Below are 19714 nucleotides of genomic sequence, written 5' to 3' on the forward strand. Positions count from 1 at the left end.
AGGCAGCACAGAGCCATGGAATTCTTCCGGATCCACAAGACCATCCCGTTCATGCGCCACGCGCTGGTGCTGAACATCGTCTCCTTCGTCACCTTTGCGCTGGCCGTGTTCTTCCTGTTCCACCGCGGCCTGCACCTGTCGGTGGAGTTCACCGGCGGCACGGTGATGGAAGTGGCCTACAAGCAGTCGGCCGACGTCGGCAAGGTGCGCGACGTCGTCGCCAAGCTGGGCTACCAGGAGGTGCAGGTGCAGAGCTTCGGCACCTCGGTGCAGATCCGCCTGCCGGTGCAAAAGGGCATGACCTCGACCCAGCAGAGCGACCAGGTGATGGGCGCGCTGAAGGCGGTCGAGCCGACGGTGGAGCTGCGCAGCAACGAGTTCGTCGGCCCGCAGGTGGGCGACGAGCTCACCAGCAACGGCCTGAAGGCGCTGGCCATGGTGGTCGTGGGCATCATGATCTACCTGGCGTTTCGCTTCGAATGGAAGTTTGCGCTGGCTACCGTTCTGGCCAACCTGCACGACGTGGTGATCATCCTGGGCTTCTTCGCCTTCTTCCAGTGGGAGTTCTCGCTGGCGGTGCTGGCGGCGGTGCTGGCGGTGCTGGGCTACTCGGTGAACGAATCGGTCGTGATCTTCGACCGGGTGCGGGAGAACTTCCGCCGCTACCGCAAGCTCACGACGGCCGAAGTGATCGATAGCGCGATCACCTCGACCATCAGCCGCACGATCATCACCCACGGCTCCACGCAGCTGGTGGTGCTGTCGATGTTCTTCTTCGGCGGCCCGACGCTGCACTACTTCGCACTGGCGCTGACGATCGGCATCTGCTTCGGTATCTACTCCTCGTGCTTCGTGGCCGCGGCCATCGCCATGTGGCTGGGCGTGAAGCGCGAAGACCTGATCAAGGGCGGCCCGACCAAGCGCGACGGCGAATCGGAAGACGACCCGAACGCCGGCGCCGTGGTCTGACGGATACTTCAGGGTTCAACAAAGCGGGCGGCACGGCTGCACCGCTGTTCGTATGCAACGCCGGGCATTCTCCGCACTTGTGCGGTGGCGTTTCCCGATGCAAGCTCGCGGTTGTTGCTGACGAACAGTTCCCCTTGAGTTCCCCTTGGCCTTCCCGATCTTTCAATGAGCATTGCGCGGTCCGCCTCTTCCCTGCAGCTCGCACGCGAGACGCGTGAGCGTTTCGTATTGGCCACGGAAGGGGCCATCGTCCCGCTGGCCCGCGCGATCCGCGACCGACTGACGCAGCTGGCTTCCGAGGTGAGCAACGCCCGCGCGATGCAGGAGCACCGCGACGATTTCGTGGCGTTCCAGGGGCAGGCCACGCAATGGGTCACGCTCGCGCAAGCGGGCTGGCGCAAGGCCCTGGGCGCCGGCACCCAGACCGGCGGCCTCACCACCTTTCCCACGGCGCTGCGGCTCGAGCTCATCGGCGACGAGGTCGTCGAATCCAACATCCTCGCCTCGCGCCTGGCGCAGGTGATCCACGACAAGGCCAGCTTCGAGCTGAGCGACCTGCGCCTGCGCATCCAGCACCTGGAAGGCACGAGCGAACTCGATTCGAAGGACGTGCTCAAGCCCGAGACGCTGGCCAAGCTGCTGGTGGAGCAATGGCTCGCGGCGGGCCTGAGCCGCGAGCTCTGGAGCCGCGTCCAGGACACGGTGCAGCTGCAACTGCTCGACGTGGTCGTGAAGGCCTACGAGGGCGCCAATGCCTTCCTGATCGCCAACGGCGTGATGCAGGAGATCGACCTCAAGAGCTTCGTGCGGCGCACCGGCAATGCCGGCGGCGGCGGCAACAGCGGCGGCTTCAACAGTTCGTTCGCGGCCGGGGCCTCGACGGCCACGGCGCCGATGGACCAGGGCAGCCAGCACGGCCAGCAACGGCCCGGCTTCGGCGCCCAGGCGCCGCAACAGCAGCAGGCCTCCGTGCCGATGCCCGCGTCATCGACGATCGGCGGCTCGCCGCTCACGATCGCACGGCAGCGCGCGCAGACCGCGCTCCTGAGCCTCAAGCGCTTCGTCACCGCGCGCATCGGCGGGGACACCACCATCGTCACCGCCCAGAACTCGATCGCGGCCACGGCCCAGGCGGGACGCGCGACCGGCCCCGGCTCGGGCGGCGGCAATGCGGCTGGTGGGGTTGGTGGGGTTGGCGGCACCACCGCGCCCCGTGCGTTCTCCAGGACCTTCGCCGGCGCCATCGCCGATGCCGAGGCGGCCTACCGCATGGCGGCCACGCAGTACATGGAAGCGTCGGGCGAGCAGGCCACGATGATCCAGCAGACCGCGGTCGACCTGCGCCGGCGCAGCGCCGAGCTCAAGAAGCGCGCGCCCACCACGGCCGACAAGGCCACGGTCGAGATCGTCGCGCTCATGTTCCAGGCGATCCTTGCGGAAGAGCGGATTCCGTTCTCGGCGCGCGTGTGGTTCGCGCGGCTGCAGATGCCGGTGCTGCGCGTGGCCATCGCCGAGCCCGAATTCTTCGGCACGCTGCAGCACCCCGCGCGCATGCTGATCGACCGCATGGGCTCCTGCGTGATGGGGTTCGACGCGGCCGCCATCACCGGCAGCGCGCTCGAAGGCGAGATCCGCCGCGTGGTGCAGGTGATCGAGCAGTACCCCGAGACCGGGCAGCGCGTGTTCAAGCTGGTGTTCGACGAGTTCGTCGCCTTCCTCAGCCGCTACCTCACGCAGAGCGACAGCACGCAGCGCGTGATGAGCGTGGCGCAGCAGGTCGAGCAGAAGGAAACGATGGCGATCCAGTACACCATCGAGTTGCGCAAGATGCTCAACGACATGCCGGTGCGCGACGAGATCCGCGAGTTCCTCTTCAAGGTCTGGGCCGAGGTGCTGGCGATCGCCGCGCTGCGCTACGGCGCGCAGGGCGAGCAGACGGTGATGTTGAAGCGCGTGGCCTCCGAACTGGTCTGGGCCGCGAGCGCCAAGCCCAACCGCACCGATCGCGCGCGCGTGATTCAAGATCTGCCGCAGCTCTTGCAGCGCCTGCGCCAGGGCATGGCGCTGCTGGGCATCGTCGACGAGCCGCAGGAAGCGCACATCAAGACCATCGGCGCCACGCTGTCCGATGCGTTCCTCTCCAAGACCGAGGCCATTCCGCAGGCCAAGATCGAAGCCATGGCCGAGCGCCTGGCGCACCTGGAGGATTTCGTGAGCGACATCGGCGGCACCGCCGACCTGCCGCTCGATGCCCACAGCATCGAAATGTTGCTGGGCGTGGATGCCGCCTCGATCGAGGTGGTGCCCGACGCCGCCGGCGTGCAGGTGCCCGAGGACATGCTGGCCTGGGCGCACGAGCTGCAGGTGGGCAACTGGTTCATGCTGGACCACAACGACCGCGTGAGCCAGGTGCAGTTCGTCTGGCGCAGCGATCGGAAGCAATTGCACCTGTTCGCCACGGCGGACGGCCGCAGCTTCCTGATCCAGGCGGGCCGATTGGCGACGTACCTGCAGGCGGGCCTCCTGGTGCCGGCCGAGGAAGAGACGCTCACGGTGCGCGCCACGCGCGAGGCGCTGGCGAAGCTCGATGCGAACCCCGAGCGTTTGCTGAACTAGCGAAGCCCCTTCGAGAACGCCGCGGAACCGGCTTCGCCGGGCCGCAGGCGTTGCCCCCGGAAGGGGGTTGGCGCAGCGGCACGAAGTGCGCGAAGCCTGGGGGAGAGCCTAGTGCGCGGTGCGGCCTTCGCGGCTTTCGCAGAGCTCATCGAGCACCAACGCATCGGGCTCGATGCCGGTGCTCCAGTGCACCATCAGCACGATGATCTTGAGCTCGTCGAGCGCGACCGGATCGCCCGGCGCGGCCATCGCGCGTTCGATCACGATCTCGCGCAGTCCGCACGACAGCACGTCCGACGATTCGAGAAAGCGGATGAAGCCCAGGCACTCGGCGCCCAGGTGCTCCTGCTCGGCCTGGGAGTAGACGCGCATGGCGTCGTCCGACTGGGGCAACGAGGCTTCGGGCGCGCCGCGGAAGCTCACCGTGGCGGTGGCATCGTCGTCGGGATCGAGCTCCAGCTGTATGCCTTGCGTTGCGAGGCTCAGGCCGTCGAGCCAGTGAAGGGCATCGCGGATCTCGTCTGCCTCGAAGCCGTGGGCGCTGAGCTTGCGGCCCAGTTGTTCGGGTTCGGGGCAGGCATCGCCGCGCCAATAGTTTTCGTAGACAAAAACAAGCACTTCGAACATGAGCCCAATATAGCCCACGAACATGCAAGCGGGGCTAGGTGGATGCCATTCGTTGAAAGAGCCCGCCCGGCAGGCGTGAGATGTGCCCGTCCAGTTCGAGCTCGAGCATCTTCGCCTGCAGTGCCGCGGCGCTCCATCCGGTGCGTGCGCTGAGCGCGTCGAGGCTCACGGGCTCGAAGCCGAGCGCGTCGAGCAGCGGGTCTTCAGGCGCGGAGGTGTCGTTGGCTGCGTGGCCGTTCGAGGGTGTCACGTTTGCCGCAACGCTCGTGCGCAACGGCGGCAGCTCCTCGAGGATGTCGGCCACCGACTCGACCAGCTTGGCGCCCTGGCGGATCAGCGCATGGCAGCCGCGCGATTGCGGCGAATGGATCGAGCCCGGAATGGCGAACACTTCCTTGCCCTGCTCCGAGGTGAGCCGCGCGGTGATGAGCGAGCCCGACGCCAGCGCCGCCTCGACCACCAGCGTGCCGCGCGCCAGCCCCGCGATGAGCCGGTTGCGCTTGGGAAAATTCTGCGTGAGGGGCGGCGTGCCGAGCGGCAGCTCGCTCACGATCAGCCCCTGCAAGGTGATGCGGTGCGCGAGGTCCCGGTGCCGCGCGGGGTACACACGGTCCAGGCCTGTGCCGACCACGGCGACCGTGGCGAGCCGCGGCGCATCGCCGGCGGCGTCGAGCGCGCCCTGGTGCGCTGCGCCGTCCACGCCCAACGCCAGTCCCGAGATCACGGGCAAGCCCGCATCGCCCAGCGCGCGCGCAAAGCTGCGCGCGTTGGTGGCGCCCTGCGGTGTCGGATTGCGGCTGCCGACGACGGCGATGCTGTTCTGCAGTTGCGTGAGGTCGAAGTCCGCGGCGCCGAGCACGTAGAGCATCAGCGGCGGGTCGGCCATTTCGAGCAGCGATGCGGGGTAGCCGGCATCGCCGAGCGTGACGAGGCGGCGGGTGACGCCGCCGGCATCGGCCGTCTGCAGCCACTGCCAGGCCAGGTCGATCGATGCCTGCAGGCCGTGAGGCGGCTGCTGCAGCGCCTCGGCCTGCGCGGTGCTCACGACCTGCCGCAGCGCGGCATTGCCCTGCGCAAAAATCCCTTCGGGCAGGCCGAAGGCCGCGAGCAGCTTGCGCGCGGCGCCGTCGCCGATGCCCGGCGTCAGTGAAAGCCGCAGCCAGCCTGCGAGTTCTGCGCGTTCCAAACGGGTACGGGCGAGGACGTGTGCGCCGAAAAGCCGGTCAGGGGTTGACGAGGAAGTCGCCCGCCTTCGGGGTGTCGTTGATCTCGAGCACCAGGGCGTAGGACACCTTCTCGAAGGTGCGGAACACCATCAGGAGGCCGATGCGTTCGTTCGGCAGCTTGATGGTTTCCTTGCGCGCGCCGGTGCGGTCCAGGATGGTTTCGCCGTTCTTCAGGATCGCCAGCACGTGGCCGCTGTCGATGCCGTCGCGCGTGCCCTTGTTGATGGCCACCACCTGGTTCTGCGCCGCGAACTGCACCGCGTTGCCGTAGACCGAGATGATCCGGCCGTCGACCTGCGTCGAAGGCGCGCGCGGTGCGTAGCTCAAGAGCTGGCGCGGCGGCTCGGGCAGCAGGCGGTCGCCGGCGCGCATTTCTTCCCGCGAGGCCACGATGTCGATGCTGGCCGGAACGACCGTGATGATGTCCTTGTCGTCGACCGTCTCGATGGTGGTCGATTCGCCGCGCTGCAGCTGGGCCTTGCCCAGGTACTGCGCCTCGTAGCCGAGGATTTCGCCCGTGCCCGGGTCCTTCAGCGGCGTGGCGTTGCGGAAGATGCGGAAATGCTGCACGGGGCCCGGCACCTCGACCAGCGGCGACTCGGGGTTGCCGCGAGCGTAGGCCCGGTCGCCGCGCGACAGCAGCACGCGGCTGTCGTTGCCGGCAACGATGCGCGGCGCGCTCTCGAGCGTGTTGGCGTCCACGACGATCGGCTCGCTCAGGAACGGCTCGATCAGGCTCGGGTTGAGCGTGGGCAATGCCATGCCGGCCAGCGAGTCGAAACGGGTGCGTGGTGACAGCTTGATGGTGCCGCCATCGCCGCTCACGCCGCCGCGGCGGGTGGTCAGGCGCGCCCGGCCGCCGCTCTTGTCCAGGTACAGGACCTGGCCAGGATAGATGCGGTGGGGGTTGGCGATCTCGTTGATGTTCATGCCCCACAGCTCCGGCCAGCGCCAGGGGCGCAGCAGGTAGAGGCGGGAGATGGCCCAGAGGGTGTCGCCGGGCTTGATCGTGTATTCGTCCGGCGCCTTGGGCGACAGCTCGCTCAGCGGCACGCCCGCCTGGGCGGTCTGCTGGGCCGTGGCGCGCTGCTGGGGCGTGACGGGGTAGTTTTGTGCCCAGGCCGTGGTGGCGCCGCAACTGCCGATTACCGCCAGGGCGGTCAGCGTGGCGAAGAGATTGGGGCGCTGGCGTTCGGTGGATCTGAGCTTTTTCATGTCTGGATGGGTGAGCGCACGACGTATCGTTGCGCATACGAATCTCACAATTTGCTACGAATTCTGCGCCCGAAGCCCTTGAGAGGGCAACGTTTTCGGGCCCGCGGGGCGCCCGGCGTCGCGGAATTGGCGAAAATAGCCACAACTTCCCCCCGATTTCATGGCCAAACGAATCATTCTGAGTTACCCGGACAAGCGCCTGCACACGGTGGCCAAGCCGGTGCAGGGCGTCGATGCGCGCATCAAGGCCCTGGTTGCCGACATGCTGGAGACCATGTACGACGCCGAAGGCATCGGCCTGGCAGCAACCCAGGTCGACGTGCACGAGCGGCTCGTCGTCATCGATGTGTCCGAGGAGCGCAACAAGCCGATCGTGCTGATCAACCCCGAAATCACCTGGGCCAGCGACGAAAAGGTGCTCAATGAAGAGGGCTGCCTCTCGGTGCCGGGCATTTATGACGGCGTGATGCGTTCCACCTCGGTCAAGGTCCAGGCGCTCGACGAGAACGGCGACATGCGCACCATCGAGGCCGAGGGCCTCCTGGCCGTGTGCGTCCAGCACGAACTCGATCACCTGCTGGGCAAGGTGTTCGTGGAATACCTCTCGCCGCTGAAGCGCAACCGCATCAAGAGCAAGCTGCTCAAGCAACAGCGCGAAGAAACGCGCGAACGGGCCTGAATCTCATGACCTCGCGCAGCCTCGGCTCCCTCGCGGCATTGGCGGCTCTCGCGGTTCTGGCGGCCATTGCCGGCTGCGCCAACGAGCCCACCCGCGTCCAGCCCGGCGCCTCCGCCGCCGACACCCTGCAGCGCCTGGGCGCCCCCACGGGCCGCTATCCGCTCAACAACGGCGGCGAGCGCCTGCAGTATTCGCGCATGCCGGCCGGCTTCGAGGTCACCGACATCGACGTGGACGCATCCGGCAAGGTCGTCTCGGTGACCCAGGTGCTCAGCGAGGCGCGCTTCGGCTACGACATCAAGGTCAACGAGTGGCGCCAGAACGACGTCATGGCGTTCTACGGCCGGCCGTACCAGATCGACCGCGTGAGCTCCTTCGACGGCCAGGTCTGGACCTGGCGCTACAAGGCGGTGAACGAGCGCCGCATGCTCTATATCTACATCGACCCCACCGGCGTGGTCCGCCGCTATCACACGGGGGATGACCTCGAATTCGAACGGGTCCGGGATTGAGCCGGCTGAAGGTCGCTTTTGCGGGCACGCCCGAGTTCGCGCGCGTCGCGCTGGAGGCCATCGCCGCCGCCGGCCATGACGTCGTGCTGGTACTAAGCCAGCCCGACCGGCCCGCGGGCCGCGGCATGAAGCTGCAGGCCTCCCCCGTCAAGCAGTGCGCGGTCGCCAACGGCTGGCCGGTGGCGCAGCCGCGCAGCCTTCGCCTCGACGGCAAGTACCCGGACGAAGCCGCCATCGGCCGCGATGCCCTGCAGAAGGCCCAGCCCGACGTGATGGTGGTGGCCGCCTACGGGCTGATCCTGCCGCAGTGGGTGCTCGACCTGCCGGCGCACGGGTGCCTGAACATCCACGCGAGCCTCTTGCCGCGCTGGCGCGGCGCCGCGCCGATCCACCGCGCCATCGAGGCCGGCGACGCCGAAACCGGCATCACCATCATGCAGATGGACGCGGGCCTGGACACTGGCGACATGCTGCTGCGCGAAGCCCTCGATATCGGCGACGACAGCACCGCCCGCCTGCACGACCGCCTGGCCGCGCTCGGCGGCCGGATGATCGTCGAAGCCCTGGCGAACCTCGGCAACCTCGCCCGCACGCCGCAGCCGACCGAAGGCGTCACCTATGCCAACAAGGTCGAGAAGCACGAAGCGCAGATCGACTGGGCCCAGCCCGCCGACGCCATCGTGCGGCGCATCCGGGCGTTCGATCCGTTCCCGGGCGCCAACAGCCCACTCGACGGCGAGACCATCAAGCTCTGGACCGCGCACACGGTGCCCGCCGATGAAGCGGCGGCGCCAGGCACGATCCTGGCCGTCGACGACACCGGCGTCGCGGTGGCCACCGGCAATGCCGGCGTGGTGCTCACCGAGCTCCAGCGCCCGGGCGGCAAGCGCCTGCCCGTGGCCGATTTCCTGCGCGGCTTCGACCTGAAGCCCGGGCAGGTGTTCGGCTGATGTTTCTTTCATCGGCAATCCGCCAGCGCCCCGAATTCCGCAAGGGCATCCGCGACATGTCCTCGGCCGCACTGGGCATCGGCGCCTGGGGCCTGATGACCGGCGTGGCCATGGTCAAGTCGAACATGAGCGTGGTCGAGGCGGTGGCCATGACGCTGTTCGTGTACGCCGGCAGCTCCCAGCTGGCGGCCATTCCGCTCTTGTTCGCGGGTGCGCCGGCCTGGGTGATCCTGGCGACGGGCTTCTGCGTCAACCTGCGCTTCGTGGTCTTCAGCCTGCACCTGCGGCCCTACCTCATGCACATGCCGCGCTGGCGGCGCATGACCCACGGCTACCTGACGGCGGACCTGAGCTACGCGCTCTTCACCCGGCAGTACCCGGCGCCGCCCCTGACCATTGCCGAGCAGCAGTCGCAGGAGGCCTATCTCACCGGCAACTACTTCGTGACCTGGTGCTCCTGGATGGGCATGAGCCTCCTGGGCATCGCCCTGGCCAACTTCATTCCGCAGACCTGGGGCCTGGGCTTTGCCGGCGTGCTGAGCCTGGTGGCGATCGTCTGCTCGATGGCGACGACGCCGCTGCGTATCCTGGCCGCGCTGATCGCCGGCGCCACCGCGGTCGCGGCCTATGCGCTGCCGCTCAAGCTGAACATCGTCGTGGCCATCGGCGCCGCGGTGCTGCTGTGCTTCTGGCTGGAAAAACAGTTCGGGCTCGACCCCGATGCGGAGGACGACAAGTGAAAGGCACCACCGACCTCTGGACGCTGGGCGTCATCGCCGGCCTGGCCCTGGTCACGGTGCTCACGCGCTGCTTCTTCTTCATCCTCGACCGCCCATGGGGCCTGCCGGACTGGGCGCACCGCGCGCTGCACTACGCGCCGGCCGCGGCGCTGGCCGGCGTGATCGCCCCCGAGATCGTCATGACGCAGGGCCACCTGATCACCACGCTGCACGACGCGCGCCTGTACGCGGCCGTCGTCGGCGGCGCTTACTACTACTGGCGGCGCGGCGTGCTCGGCACGATGCTGGCGGGCATGGCGGTGTATTTGCCGCTGCACCTCTGGGCGGGTTGGTAGAGCCTCAGCGCAGGGCAAGCGCCGTGCGCAACGCGGCGGCGATCGCATCGGGCGTGGCCCGCCGCAGCATCGCTGCGCGGTAGGCATCGGGGCGCACGAGCACGAAGCTGCCGGCTTCATGAAGGCCGAGGTGGGCCAACAGTTTTTCATCAGCTTGCAGCGTCGGCAGATCGCTGTCGCCGCCGATGGCGAGCAGGCGCAGCGGCAGCGATGCGGTTGCGTCCATCGCCGCGCTGGCTTCGTCGAGCGTGGGCATGAACCACAGACCGAGGCACTGCGTGCCATCGGCCAGCAACTGCATCAACGTCGTCTCGCGGCCGTCGGCCCAGCGCAGCGGCAGGTTCTGCACCGAGCGCGCGCCTTCGGGCAATTGCGGGGCCGGCGGATAGTCGTTCGCGACCGACATGCGGCCGGTGTTCACCAGCGCCCGTGCGAACGGATGGCGCGCGGCCAGCGCCACCACCGCGCGGCGCAGCGTGTGCTCGGCCGGCGAGCGCGGCGCGAGAAAGCGCGCCGAGCGGCTTGTCACCTCGAGGTTCTGCGCCGCGGCGGGTTGCCGCTCCGCGTCGTAGCTGTCGAGCAGCGCATCGCCTGCCTTCCCTTGTGCGACCAGCGCCAGCTTCCAGCCGAGGTTCGCCGCATCCTGGATGCCGCTGTTGCCGCCGCGCGCGCCGAAGGGGCTCACCACGTGCGCGGCATCGCCGATGAAGAACACATGGCCATGGCGAAAGCGGTCCAGCAGGTGGTCGCGGTACCCGTAGGGGCCGATCCAGACGAACTCGAACTCCACGTCCGGCCCGAGCTGTTCGCGCAGCCGCGCACCCGCCACTTCGGGCTGGCTGATGTAGGCCGTGTCGCAGTCCTCGGGCATCTGGTAGTCGATGCGCCACACGCCATCGGCCATCAGGTGCTGCCAGACGCCGCGGCCTTCGTTGAAGGGCGCATCGACCCAGGTCCAGCGCTCGGTGGGCAGCGGCTTCTTGAAACGCACGTCGCTGATGCACCAGCGGTCGGTGCTGCGCGAGGCGTGCGCCTCGATGCCCAGCTGCGTGCGGATCGGGCTGTTGGCGCCGGTCGCGTCGATGAGCCGGTCGGCCTCGATCGTGTAGCTGCCGGCCGGGGTCTCGATCTCGAGGCGCACGCCGTCGCCCAGCGGCTCGACGTGCGTCACGCGGCTCTTCCAGCGCACGTCGGTCAGCCCGAGTTCGAGGATGCGCTCGACCAGGAACCACTCGACATAGAACTGCTGCAGGTTGATGAACGGCGGTTGCCTGGAGACGCTCGCCGCCTGCAGGTTGAAGTTGTAGACCTCCTGGTCGCCCGAGAAGGTGCGCCCGAACGACCAGGTGATGCCCTTGGCCGCGATGCGCTCGCAGATGCCCAGGCGCTCGAAGATCTCCAGGCTCTTTTGCGCATAGCAGATGCCGCGCGACGAGGCGCCGCGCACGCCGACGGTGTCGTCCTCGTCCAGCAGCACCGCGCGCACGCCGCGCTGCGCAAGATCGCAGGCCAGCGTGAGGCCCGAGGGGCCGGCACCGACGATGACGATGGGGTGGCGAACGATTTTCGCGCTGCCCAGTTCGGGCGGCGGCGTGAAGGGCCAGGCCGGCAGCTCGTAGGCCGGTGCGAAAGCGAAGGTTTCCATGTCTCTTCTACAGCGCGTGGGCGAACTCGGCGATGGCGTCCGCCGCCTTCGGGATCAGTTCTGGCTGCCCGGCCAGGTAGTGGTTGCCGCCGACGATGTCGACGTTGCGGATGCGTGCGCCGCCCGCGGCCATCCACGCATCGCGCGTGCTCGGGAAGGTCGATTGGTCGCCCGTGTAGGTCAGCAGCAGCTTGGGCACCGTGGTGCGCGCGAGGTTGGTGGGGCCGTCGGCCTGCGAGCGCGACGACCACTGCGAGAGGAACGCGGTGAGCGAGGTGGTGCGGCCCATTGCATTGGCCGAGTAGTTCACCTGCCGCGCATCGCCCCACACGCTGCCGGGCAGGCGGTCGTTGGCGTCGAGCGAGAGGTCCACGCAGCGCGGATCGGCATGCGTGCGGTAGACGATGAAGGTCTGGTCGCGCGGCGCGCTCGGCGTGCCGCGCAGCAGCGCGAGGCGGTCGATGCACCACTGCTCGATGCGGTCGAGCCGCGCTTTCTGCGCCGCGCTGAAGCGCGCAAGAAAGTCGCGGTCGTAGGGCATGCGATGGCGCGGGTCGTACATGTCGAGCGCGGGGTCCACCGAGAGCGGATCGTGCTCGTCGGTGACCGACGGGTCGATCCAGTCGCGCATCAGCCGCGTGCGGCCCAGGTGCGCGGCGCACAGCGCGATGCCGTCCACCGGTGGCAAATCGCTGGCGTGCAGGTGCGTGGGATCGCCATCGGGCAGGTGCGTGGCGGTGAGGTGCTCGGCCTGCGCCTGGTAGAAGGCCGCGAGCGCCGCGCCGCCCGAGTTGCCGACGAGAAACACCTTCTCGTAGCCGGCTTCGCGCAGGTGCTGCACGCCGGCGCCCAGGTCCTGGATGGCGCGCTCCATCAGGAGCACCGTGTCGTTGCCCACGAAGCGCGAGTTCAGACCCATGCAGCAGATGCCGCGCTCGGCCAGCGGACCGATGAGGTAATGGCCCATGAAGTTGCTGGTCGGATGCATCACGATGGCCGCGATCTTCTTCGGACCCTGCGGCGCGCGGAAGGCGCCATAGATGCGCGGGCGCAATAGCTGCAGGCCCGACTGGCTTTCCATCGCCGCGCCGGGCTTCACGTCGATGACGGCAAGTTGCAGCTCAGACATGCGGCGTGCCCTTCGCTGCGCGCAGTTCGGCCTTGCGCGCGGTCCATGCGTCGAGGTCCGCATGGGCATGCCGCGCATGCGCATCCATTTCTGCTTGCGTCACCGTCGGCGTCGTCAGTTCCAGGCGAATGCCGTTGGGGTCGAAGAAGTAGATCGATTCGATGATGTGGTGGTCGGTCACGCCCAGCACTTCGACGCCCGCGCCTTCGAGCCGCGCCTTGGCGGCCAGCAGGTCGGCCACCGAATCGACGCGCAGCGCGATGTGGTTCACCCACGCGGGCGTGTTGGGCGATGGCAGCGCGGCGGTGTCGTCGCCCAGGTCGAAAAAGGCGATGTACGAGCCGTCGCGCATCTGGAAAAAGATGTGCACGTAGGGGCAGTACTCGCCCGTACTCGGCACGTGGTCGCTCTGGATGAGGTGCGCGAGCGGCAGGCCCAGCAGGTCTTCGTAGAAGTGGCGGGTCTCTTCGCTGTCGCGGCAGCGCCAGGCGAAGTGGTGCAGCCCCCGGACAGGTGGCGCGGTGTGGGCGGTCGTCGGCATGCGTGTCTCCAATGAACCGCGATTGGGCGACGCCGCGTCTTATGATGCAATCGAAATTAATTCATCGATTGATGAAATAACCATATGAATCTGACCTTGCGCCAACTGCGCGCGTTCGCGGCCGTCGCCGAGGCCGGCAGCTTCACCGCGGCGGCGCAGCAGCTGCACCTCACGCAGTCCGCGCTCAGCGTGCTGGTGCGCGAACTCGAGCGCGAGATGGGCGTGCAACTGCTCGACCGCCACACGCGGCGCGTGCAGCTCTCGGAGGCGGGGCGCGAGTTTTTGCCCTCGGTGCATCGGCTGCTCGGTGACCTCTTGAGCGCCGTGGCCGGCGTGACCGATCTGCGTGACAAGAAGAAAGGCTTGCTACGGCTTGCGGCGCCGCAGCTCATGGCCTGCACGCTGATGCCGCGCGTGATCGCGCTCTACCGCGCGGCGTATCCCGACGTCGATGTGCGCCTGGCCGACACGCTGCCCGAGCACCTGCTGACCGGTGTGATCGCCGGTGACGTCGAACTGGCGGTGGGGCAGGACGTGGCGGTGGACGCCACCATCGAGCGCCGCACGCTGCTGCGCGACCGGCACTGGCTGATCTGCTCGCCCGACCATGCCTTTGCGAAACGTCGCAAGGTGCGCTGGCACGAGCTCGCCCCGTACACCTTCATCGCGCCAACGCGCGACTTCCGCCAGCGCGTGCTGCCCGAACTGGCCCCGGCGGACCGCGAACTCATGCTGCGCGCGGGCACGCAGGAGGTGTCGTACATGACCACCGCGCTCGGCATGGTGGCCGCGGGCCTGGGGCTCACGGTGTGCCCGACGTATTCCGCGCCGCTCGTGCGCGCCCACGGGCTGCAGATGGTGCGGCTCGAGTCGCCCGATTTCCACCGCGAGGTGTGCGTCTACAGCGCGGCGCGGCGCGCGCTCTCGCCGGCCGCGGCGAGCTTTGTCCAGATCCTGGAGCGCTTCGCCAAGGCGCAGCCGAAGGGTTGAAAAGCATCGGAACGCTGCAAGAGGCGCATAGAGCGGCCGCGGGGCGATACCTACAATGCAAGACGACCTGTTTTCCACTATCTCCAGAGACCCATGAACGTCATTCGATTCACCGACCTCTGCGCTGAGGGCAAGGCCGCCGGCCAGCGCGTGTTCATCCGCGCCGATCTCAACGTGCCGCAGGACGACCAAGGCAACATCACCGAAGACACGCGCATCCGCGCCTCGGTGCCCTGCATCCAACTGGCGCTCGACGCCGGCGCGGCCGTGATGGTCACTTCGCACCTGGGCCGCCCGACCGAGGGCGAATTCAAGCCCGAAGACTCGCTCGCCCCCGTGGCCAAGCGCCTGGGCGAGCTGCTCGGCCGCGACGTGCCGCTGGTGGCCAACTGGGTCGACGGCGTCGACGTGAAGCCCGGCCAGCTCGTGCTGCTGGAGAACTGCCGCGTCAACAAGGGCGAGAAGAAGAACGACGAGGCGCTGGCCCGCAAGCTCGCCGCGCTCACCGACATCTACGTGAACGACGCCTTCGGCACCGCGCACCGCGCCGAGGCCACCACCTACGGCATCGCGCAGTTCGCCAAGATCGCCGCGGCCGGCCCGCTGCTCGCCGCCGAGATCGACGCCATCACCAAGGCGCTGGCCCAGCCCAAGCGGCCGCTGGTGGCCATCGTGGCGGGCTCCAAGGTCAGCACCAAGCTCACCATCCTGAAGAGCCTGTCGGCCAATGTGGACCAGCTGATCGTGGGCGGCGGCATCGCCAACACCTTCATGCTGGCCGCGGGCCTTTCGATCGGCAAGTCGCTGGCCGAGCCCGACCTCATCGACCAGGCCAAGGCGGTGATCGAGGCCATGCGCGCGCGCGGCGCCGACGTGCCGATTCCCGTGGACGTGGTCACGGCCAAGACCTTCGCGGCCGACGCGCCCGCCACCGTCAAGGACGCGAGCGACGTGGCCGACGACGACCTGATCCTGGACATCGGCCCGAAGACGGCCGCGATTCTTTCGGCGCAGCTGCACGAAGCCGGCACCATCGTCTGGAACGGCCCGGTCGGCGTGTTCGAGTTCGACGCCTTCGAAGGCGGCACCAAGGCCATCGCGCAGGCGATCGCCCAGAGCAGCGCGTTCTCGATCGCCGGCGGCGGCGACACGCTCGCGGCCATCGCCAAGTACGGCATCGAAAAACAGGTTGGCTACATCTCGACCGGCGGCGGCGCGTTCCTGGAAGTGCTGGAGGGCAAGACCCTGCCGGCCTTCGAGATCCTGTCCAAGCGCGCGGCCGGTTGAACCCGGCGGCGGGGAATCTCGTGAGGGTGACTTCCGTCAGACACACAAAGTGTATACAGTAGCGAATACAAAACGGAGACCCATTTCATGAGCACGGATCGCATCCCCCGCCACGCCACCAAGATCGTCGCCACGCTCGGCCCGGCGTCCAGCACCCCCGAACTGCTGGAGAAGATGATCCAGGCCAAGGTCAGCGTGGTGCGCCTGAACTTCAGCCACGGCACCGCGCAGGACCACATCGACCGCGCCCTGATGGTGCGCGAGGCCGCCCGCAAGACGGGCCGCGAAGTGGCCATCATGGCCGACCTGCAGGGCCCGAAGATCCGCGTCGGCCGCTTCGCGCAGGGCAAGGTGCTGCTCGAAGCGGGCGCCAAGTTCGTGCTCGATGCTTCCCGCACCGAGCCCGGCGACATCGATGCCGTGGGCCTCGATTACAAGGACCTGCCGCGCGACGTGAAGCCCGGCGACCGGCTGCTGCTGAACGACGGCCTGATCGTGCTGATCGTGGACGGCGTCAAGGGCGAGGCGGTCTACACCACCGTCAAGCTGGGCGGCGAGCTCTCGAACAACAAGGGCATCAACAAGCAGGGCGGCGGCCTCACCGCCCCCGCGTTGACCGCCAAGGACATGGAAGACATCAAGACCGCGATGAGCTTCCAGGCCGACTACGTGGCCGTGAGCTTTCCGAAGAACGCCACCGACATGGAAATGGCCCGCCAGCTGTGCAACGTGGCTGCGGCCGAATTCGGCCACAAGCCCGGCATGATCGCCAAGATCGAGCGCGCCGAAGCGATCCCGAAGCTCGAAGAGATCCTGCGCGCGAGCGACGGCATCATGGTCGCCCGCGGCGACCTGGCGGTGGAAGTCGGCAATGCCGCCGTGCCCGCGCTTCAGAAAAAGATGATCCGCATGGCGCGCGACATGGACAAGGTGGTGATCACCGCGACCCAGATGATGGAGTCGATGATCACCAACCCCGTGCCCACCCGCGCCGAGGTGAGCGACGTGGCCAATGCCGTGCTCGACGGCACCGATGCCGTGATGCTCTCGGCCGAAACCGCCTCGGGCCGCTACCCGCTGGAGACCGTGCAGGAGATGAGCCGCATCTGCGAGGCTGCCGAAGCCGCGGAAGACAAGATGCTCGATGCCGATTTCAGCGGCAAGACCTACAGCCGCATCGACCAGTCGATCGCGATGGGCGCGCTCTTCACCGCGCACCACCTGGGCGCCAAGGCCATCGTGGCGCTGACCGAGTCGGGCTCCACGATGCTGTGGATGAGCCGCCACCGCGCGCACATCCCGATGTACGCCCTGACCTCGCGCCTGGCCACGCAGCGCAAGCTCGCGCTGTACCGCAACGTGCGCCCGCTCCTGATGGACTCGCAGACCGACCGCGACACCGCGCTCGAACAGGCCGAAGCCCATCTGAAGAAGCGCGGCATCGTGCAGAGCGGCGATGTCTACGCCATCACCTGCGGCGAGCCGATGGGCGCCCCGGGCGGCACCAACATGCTGAAGATCTGCCGCGCAAGCTGAGCACGCTCTCGGCAAGGCAAAGGCCGGCGCATGCCGGCCTTTTTCGTTGCGCGGTTCCGTCCGCTCAGCCGTTGCGGAAGAGGAAGCTGTAGGCGTTCAGCGCCGGCACGCCGCCCAGGTGGGCGTAGAGCACCTTCGAGCCGGCCGGAAATTCTCCGAGCCGCACCTTCTCGATCATCCCGTGCATCGACTTGCCCTCGTACACGGGGTCGGTCAGCATCCCTTCGAAGCGCGCGCAGAGGCGGATCGCCTCCAGCGTGCCTTCGTTCGGCAGCCCGTATTCGGGACCGCCGAAGCGGCGGTCGAGCACCACGTCTTTTTCGGTGATGTCGCGGCCCAGTTCGACGAGTTCGGCCGTGTTCTTTGCGATGCGCACGATCTGCTCGAAGGTCTGCTGCGGCTTGGCCGAGGCGTCGATGCCGATCACGCGGTCGGCGCGGCCATCGGCTGCGAAGCCCACCACCATGCCGGCCTGCGTGCTGCCGGTCACGGCGCAGACCACGACGTAGTCGAACTTGAAGCCGAGTTCGGCCTCTTGCTGGCGCACTTCTTCGGCGAAGGCCACGAAGCCCAGGCCGCCCTTCGGATGCTCGGAGCAACCCGCCGGAATCGGAAAAGGCTTGCCGCCCGCCTGGCGCACGCTTTCCATCGCGTCTTCCCAGCTCTTGCGGATGCCGATGTCGAAGCCCGCCGCATCGAGCCGCACGTCGGCGCCCAGGATGCGCGACATCTCGATGTTGCCGACCCGGTCGTACAGCGCGTCGGAGTAGTTGACCCAGTTCTCCTGCACCAGCACGCACTTCATGCCCAGGTGCGCGGCCACCGCGGCCACTTGGCGCGTCTGGTTCGACTGGATGCCGCCGATGGACACCAGCGTGTCGTAGCCGCCTTCGAGCGCCTCGGGGATCAGGTATTCGAGCTTGCGGGTCTTGTTGCCGCCGAAGGCCAGGCCGCTGTTGCAGTCCTCGCGCTTGGCGTAGAGATCGACCTTGCCGCCCAGGTGCGCGCTCAGGCGCTTGAGCGGGTGGATCGGCGTGGGGCCGAAGGTCAGGGCGTGGCGGGGAAATTTCTTCAGGTTCATCGACGCAGCTCCGAGGGGGGTTGAAGCTGTCGATCGTAGAAAGAAGGGCTCGCAACGTGCTTGCGAAGTTCATGGCAGTTTCGGGAAAAAAGAAGGCAAGATGCGCCGATAAAAGACTTTCAGTTCAAGGATGCCTCCATGAGCACAACAAAGTTGCGTTCGTCGGTGGAGCTCGATCGCACCGACCGCGCGATCCTGCGCGCGCTGCAGCGCGACGCCTCGGTGTCGAACGTCGCGCTGGCCGCCAAGGTGAACCTCAGCGCCCCGGCGTGCCTGCGCCGCGTCGAGCGCCTGAAGGAAGCCGGGTTCATCAAGGGCATCGTCGCGCTGCTCGATCCGGACGCGCTGGAGGTCGGCATGCTGGTGATGATCGGCGTGGTGCTCGACCGCTCCACGCCCGACTCGTTCTCCGACTTCGAGAAGGCCGCGCAGAAGGTCTCGGGCTGTCTCGAATGCCATGTGGTCTCGGGCGAGTTCGACTACTTCATGCTCGTGCGCACGCGCGACAACGACAGCTTCAACCGCCTGCATGCCGAGCAGCTGCTGTACCTGCCAGGCGTGCGGCAGATCCGCACCTTCGTGGTCTTGAAGCAGGTGCTGTCGACCACGCAGCTTCCGATCTGACGAAACCGCGGCGCGCCCGCGTGCGTACTGGTGCGATGAGCTTTCCCACCTTCGCGTCCCTTCGCCAGCGTCGCAGCGCCATCGCTACCGCTTTCACCGTCACCGCAGCCGCCGTGCTGTCGGCCTGCTCCCCGATCAAGGTGCTCAACGGGCTGGTGCCGGAAGACACCTACCAGTTCCAGGGCGGCATCGCCTATGGCGCGGCGCCCCGGCAGCAGCTGGACGTCTACCAGCCGCTGCCCGCCACGCCGCCGGCACGGGGCGCGCGCCCGCTGGTGGTGTTCTTCTTCGGCGGCACATGGAGCAGCGGTGACCGCGCCAGCTACAAGTTCGTTGGCGAGGCGCTGGCGGCCCGGGGCGCGGTGGTCGTGATTCCCGACTACGGCCTCTCGCCGGTCTACACCTACCCCGTCTTCGTGCGCGACAGCGCGCTGGCCGTCAAATGGGCGCTCGACAACGCGGCGCAGTTGGGCGCCGACCCCAGGCAGGTCTACGTGATGGGCCACAGCTCGGGCGGCTACAACGCCGCGATGGTGGCGCTGGACGATCGCTGGCTTGGCGAAATCGGCGCGAGCCCCAGGCAACTCGCCGGCTGGGTCGGCCTGGCCGGCGCCTACGACTTCCTGCCCATCGGCGACCCGCAGGCGCAGGCCGCCTTCAACTGGCCCAACACGCCGCGCGACTCGCAGCCGCTCGCGCATGCGAGCGCCGCGTCGCCCCGCGCGCTGCTGATGGCGGCGTCGAAGGACAACCTGGTCTACCCCGACCGCAACACCGGCCAGATGGCCACGGCGTTGCGCGCCGCCGGGGTGCCGGTGCAGGTGCGGCTGTTCGACAACCTGAGCCACGTCACGCTGATCGGCGCGTTCGGCAAGCCGATCCAGTGGCTCGGAGGGCCGGTGCTGCCGCCGGTCATGGACTTCCTCGGGTTGGCGTCAGTCCTGTCCCACAAGGGGGCTCGGTAGAATTGCGGTAGTTTTCTCTCGTCTTTCCGCCTTCTTCTTTCCCTCTT

General features: G+C 68.0%; 19 protein-coding genes. 12 read left to right on the forward strand and 7 right to left on the reverse strand.

The window, feature by feature from the left end; genetic code table 11:
- Positions 1-15 precede the first annotated feature (15 nt).
- Entirely contained in the window at positions 16-969 is a 954-nt protein-coding gene (gene secF, locus JC881_RS27565) for a protein translocase subunit SecF (protein ID WP_198788883.1), read from the forward strand.
- A 165-nt stretch (positions 970-1134) separates the two neighbouring features.
- A complete protein-coding gene (locus tag JC881_RS27570) occupies positions 1135-3585 on the forward strand; it encodes a DUF1631 family protein (RefSeq protein ID WP_198788884.1) in 2451 nt (816 codons plus the stop codon).
- A 108-nt stretch (positions 3586-3693) separates the two neighbouring features.
- Here JC881_RS27570 and JC881_RS27575 read toward each other — a convergent pair whose 3' ends face one another.
- The 3 genes from JC881_RS27575 to JC881_RS27585 are packed head-to-tail and all read right to left on the reverse strand — an operon-like array spanning position 3694 to position 6653.
- A complete protein-coding gene (locus tag JC881_RS27575) occupies positions 3694-4212 on the reverse strand; it encodes a DUF494 family protein (RefSeq protein WP_198788885.1) in 519 nt (172 codons plus the stop codon).
- A 34-nt stretch (positions 4213-4246) separates the two neighbouring features.
- Complete coding sequence (gene dprA, locus JC881_RS27580; protein WP_198788886.1) at positions 4247-5398, reverse strand: DNA-processing protein DprA; 1152 nt, start codon at positions 5396-5398, stop codon at positions 4247-4249.
- A gap of 37 nt (positions 5399-5435) precedes the next feature.
- On the reverse strand, positions 5436-6653 hold the full coding sequence (locus JC881_RS27585; protein ID WP_198788887.1) for a LysM peptidoglycan-binding domain-containing protein: 1218 nt from the start codon (positions 6651-6653) through the stop codon (positions 5436-5438).
- Positions 6654-6813: 160 nt separating this feature from the next.
- Between JC881_RS27585 and def the strand changes: the two genes are divergently transcribed.
- The 5 genes from def to JC881_RS27610 are packed head-to-tail and all read left to right on the forward strand — an operon-like array spanning position 6814 to position 9869.
- Positions 6814-7332 carry a peptide deformylase gene (gene def, locus JC881_RS27590; protein ID WP_198788888.1) on the forward strand — a complete coding sequence of 173 codons (519 nt, stop codon included), beginning with the start codon at positions 6814-6816 and terminating at the stop codon, positions 7330-7332.
- Between the two features lie 5 nt (positions 7333-7337).
- The gene (locus tag JC881_RS27595; protein WP_198788889.1) at positions 7338-7844 is read left to right on the forward strand and encodes a hypothetical protein; all 507 of its coding nucleotides are present in this window, start codon (positions 7338-7340) and stop codon (positions 7842-7844) included.
- Complete coding sequence (gene fmt, locus JC881_RS27600; protein WP_198788890.1) at positions 7841-8794, forward strand: methionyl-tRNA formyltransferase; 954 nt, start codon at positions 7841-7843, stop codon at positions 8792-8794. Before JC881_RS27595 ends, fmt begins: the two co-directional genes overlap by 4 nt.
- The gene (locus JC881_RS27605) at positions 8794-9534 is read left to right on the forward strand and encodes an AzlC family ABC transporter permease (protein ID WP_198788891.1); all 741 of its coding nucleotides are present in this window, start codon (positions 8794-8796) and stop codon (positions 9532-9534) included. The genes fmt and JC881_RS27605 overlap by 1 nt, the downstream gene beginning before the upstream one ends.
- Positions 9531-9869, forward strand: a complete 339-nt coding sequence (locus JC881_RS27610; protein ID WP_198788892.1) for an AzlD domain-containing protein — start codon at positions 9531-9533, stop codon at positions 9867-9869. The genes JC881_RS27605 and JC881_RS27610 overlap by 4 nt, the downstream gene beginning before the upstream one ends.
- A 4-nt stretch (positions 9870-9873) precedes the next feature.
- On the opposite strand, the gene JC881_RS27615 is transcribed toward JC881_RS27610, so the two are convergent.
- The 3 genes from JC881_RS27615 to JC881_RS27625 are packed head-to-tail and all read right to left on the reverse strand — an operon-like array spanning position 9874 to position 13184.
- Positions 9874-11514, reverse strand: coding sequence for an FAD-dependent oxidoreductase (locus tag JC881_RS27615; protein WP_198788893.1), 1641 nt, complete (start codon positions 11512-11514; stop codon positions 9874-9876).
- A gap of 7 nt (positions 11515-11521) precedes the next feature.
- Positions 11522-12643, reverse strand: a complete 1122-nt coding sequence (locus JC881_RS27620; RefSeq protein ID WP_198788894.1) for an alpha/beta hydrolase family protein — start codon at positions 12641-12643, stop codon at positions 11522-11524.
- Positions 12636-13184, reverse strand: coding sequence for a VOC family protein (locus JC881_RS27625; protein WP_198788895.1), 549 nt, complete (start codon positions 13182-13184; stop codon positions 12636-12638). Before JC881_RS27625 ends, JC881_RS27620 begins: the two co-directional genes overlap by 8 nt.
- Before the next feature lie 84 nt (positions 13185-13268).
- Here JC881_RS27625 and JC881_RS27630 point away from each other — a divergent pair, with 84 nt between their 5' ends.
- The 3 genes from JC881_RS27630 (at position 13269) to pyk (ending at position 16997) form a co-directional block, all read left to right on the forward strand.
- Positions 13269-14174, forward strand: a complete 906-nt coding sequence (locus JC881_RS27630) for a LysR family transcriptional regulator (protein ID WP_198788896.1) — start codon at positions 13269-13271, stop codon at positions 14172-14174.
- Between the two features lie 93 nt (positions 14175-14267).
- Positions 14268-15461: a phosphoglycerate kinase gene (locus JC881_RS27635; RefSeq protein ID WP_198788897.1), complete on the forward strand. Its 1194-nt coding sequence runs from the start codon at positions 14268-14270 to the stop codon at positions 15459-15461.
- An 87-nt stretch (positions 15462-15548) separates the two neighbouring features.
- Entirely contained in the window at positions 15549-16997 is a 1449-nt protein-coding gene (gene pyk, locus JC881_RS27640; RefSeq protein ID WP_198788898.1) for a pyruvate kinase, read from the forward strand.
- 64 nt (positions 16998-17061) lie between these two features.
- Here the strand turns inward: pyk and JC881_RS27645 are convergent, their stop codons facing one another.
- The gene (locus JC881_RS27645) at positions 17062-18078 is read right to left on the reverse strand and encodes a 1-aminocyclopropane-1-carboxylate deaminase (RefSeq protein ID WP_198788899.1); all 1017 of its coding nucleotides are present in this window, start codon (positions 18076-18078) and stop codon (positions 17062-17064) included.
- A gap of 138 nt (positions 18079-18216) precedes the next feature.
- Here JC881_RS27645 and JC881_RS27650 point away from each other — a divergent pair, with 138 nt between their 5' ends.
- Together JC881_RS27650 and JC881_RS27655 are read left to right on the forward strand one after the other, a co-directional pair.
- Positions 18217-18702: an Lrp/AsnC family transcriptional regulator gene (locus JC881_RS27650; RefSeq protein WP_198788900.1), complete on the forward strand. Its 486-nt coding sequence runs from the start codon at positions 18217-18219 to the stop codon at positions 18700-18702.
- 35 nt (positions 18703-18737) lie between these two features.
- Positions 18738-19667 carry an alpha/beta hydrolase gene (locus tag JC881_RS27655; RefSeq protein WP_198788901.1) on the forward strand — a complete coding sequence of 310 codons (930 nt, stop codon included), beginning with the start codon at positions 18738-18740 and terminating at the stop codon, positions 19665-19667.
- The last annotated feature ends 47 nt before the right edge of the window (positions 19668-19714 follow it).

This window comes from Variovorax sp. IB41 (assembly GCF_016405905.1).
Lineage (GTDB): Bacteria > Pseudomonadota > Gammaproteobacteria > Burkholderiales > Burkholderiaceae_C > Variovorax.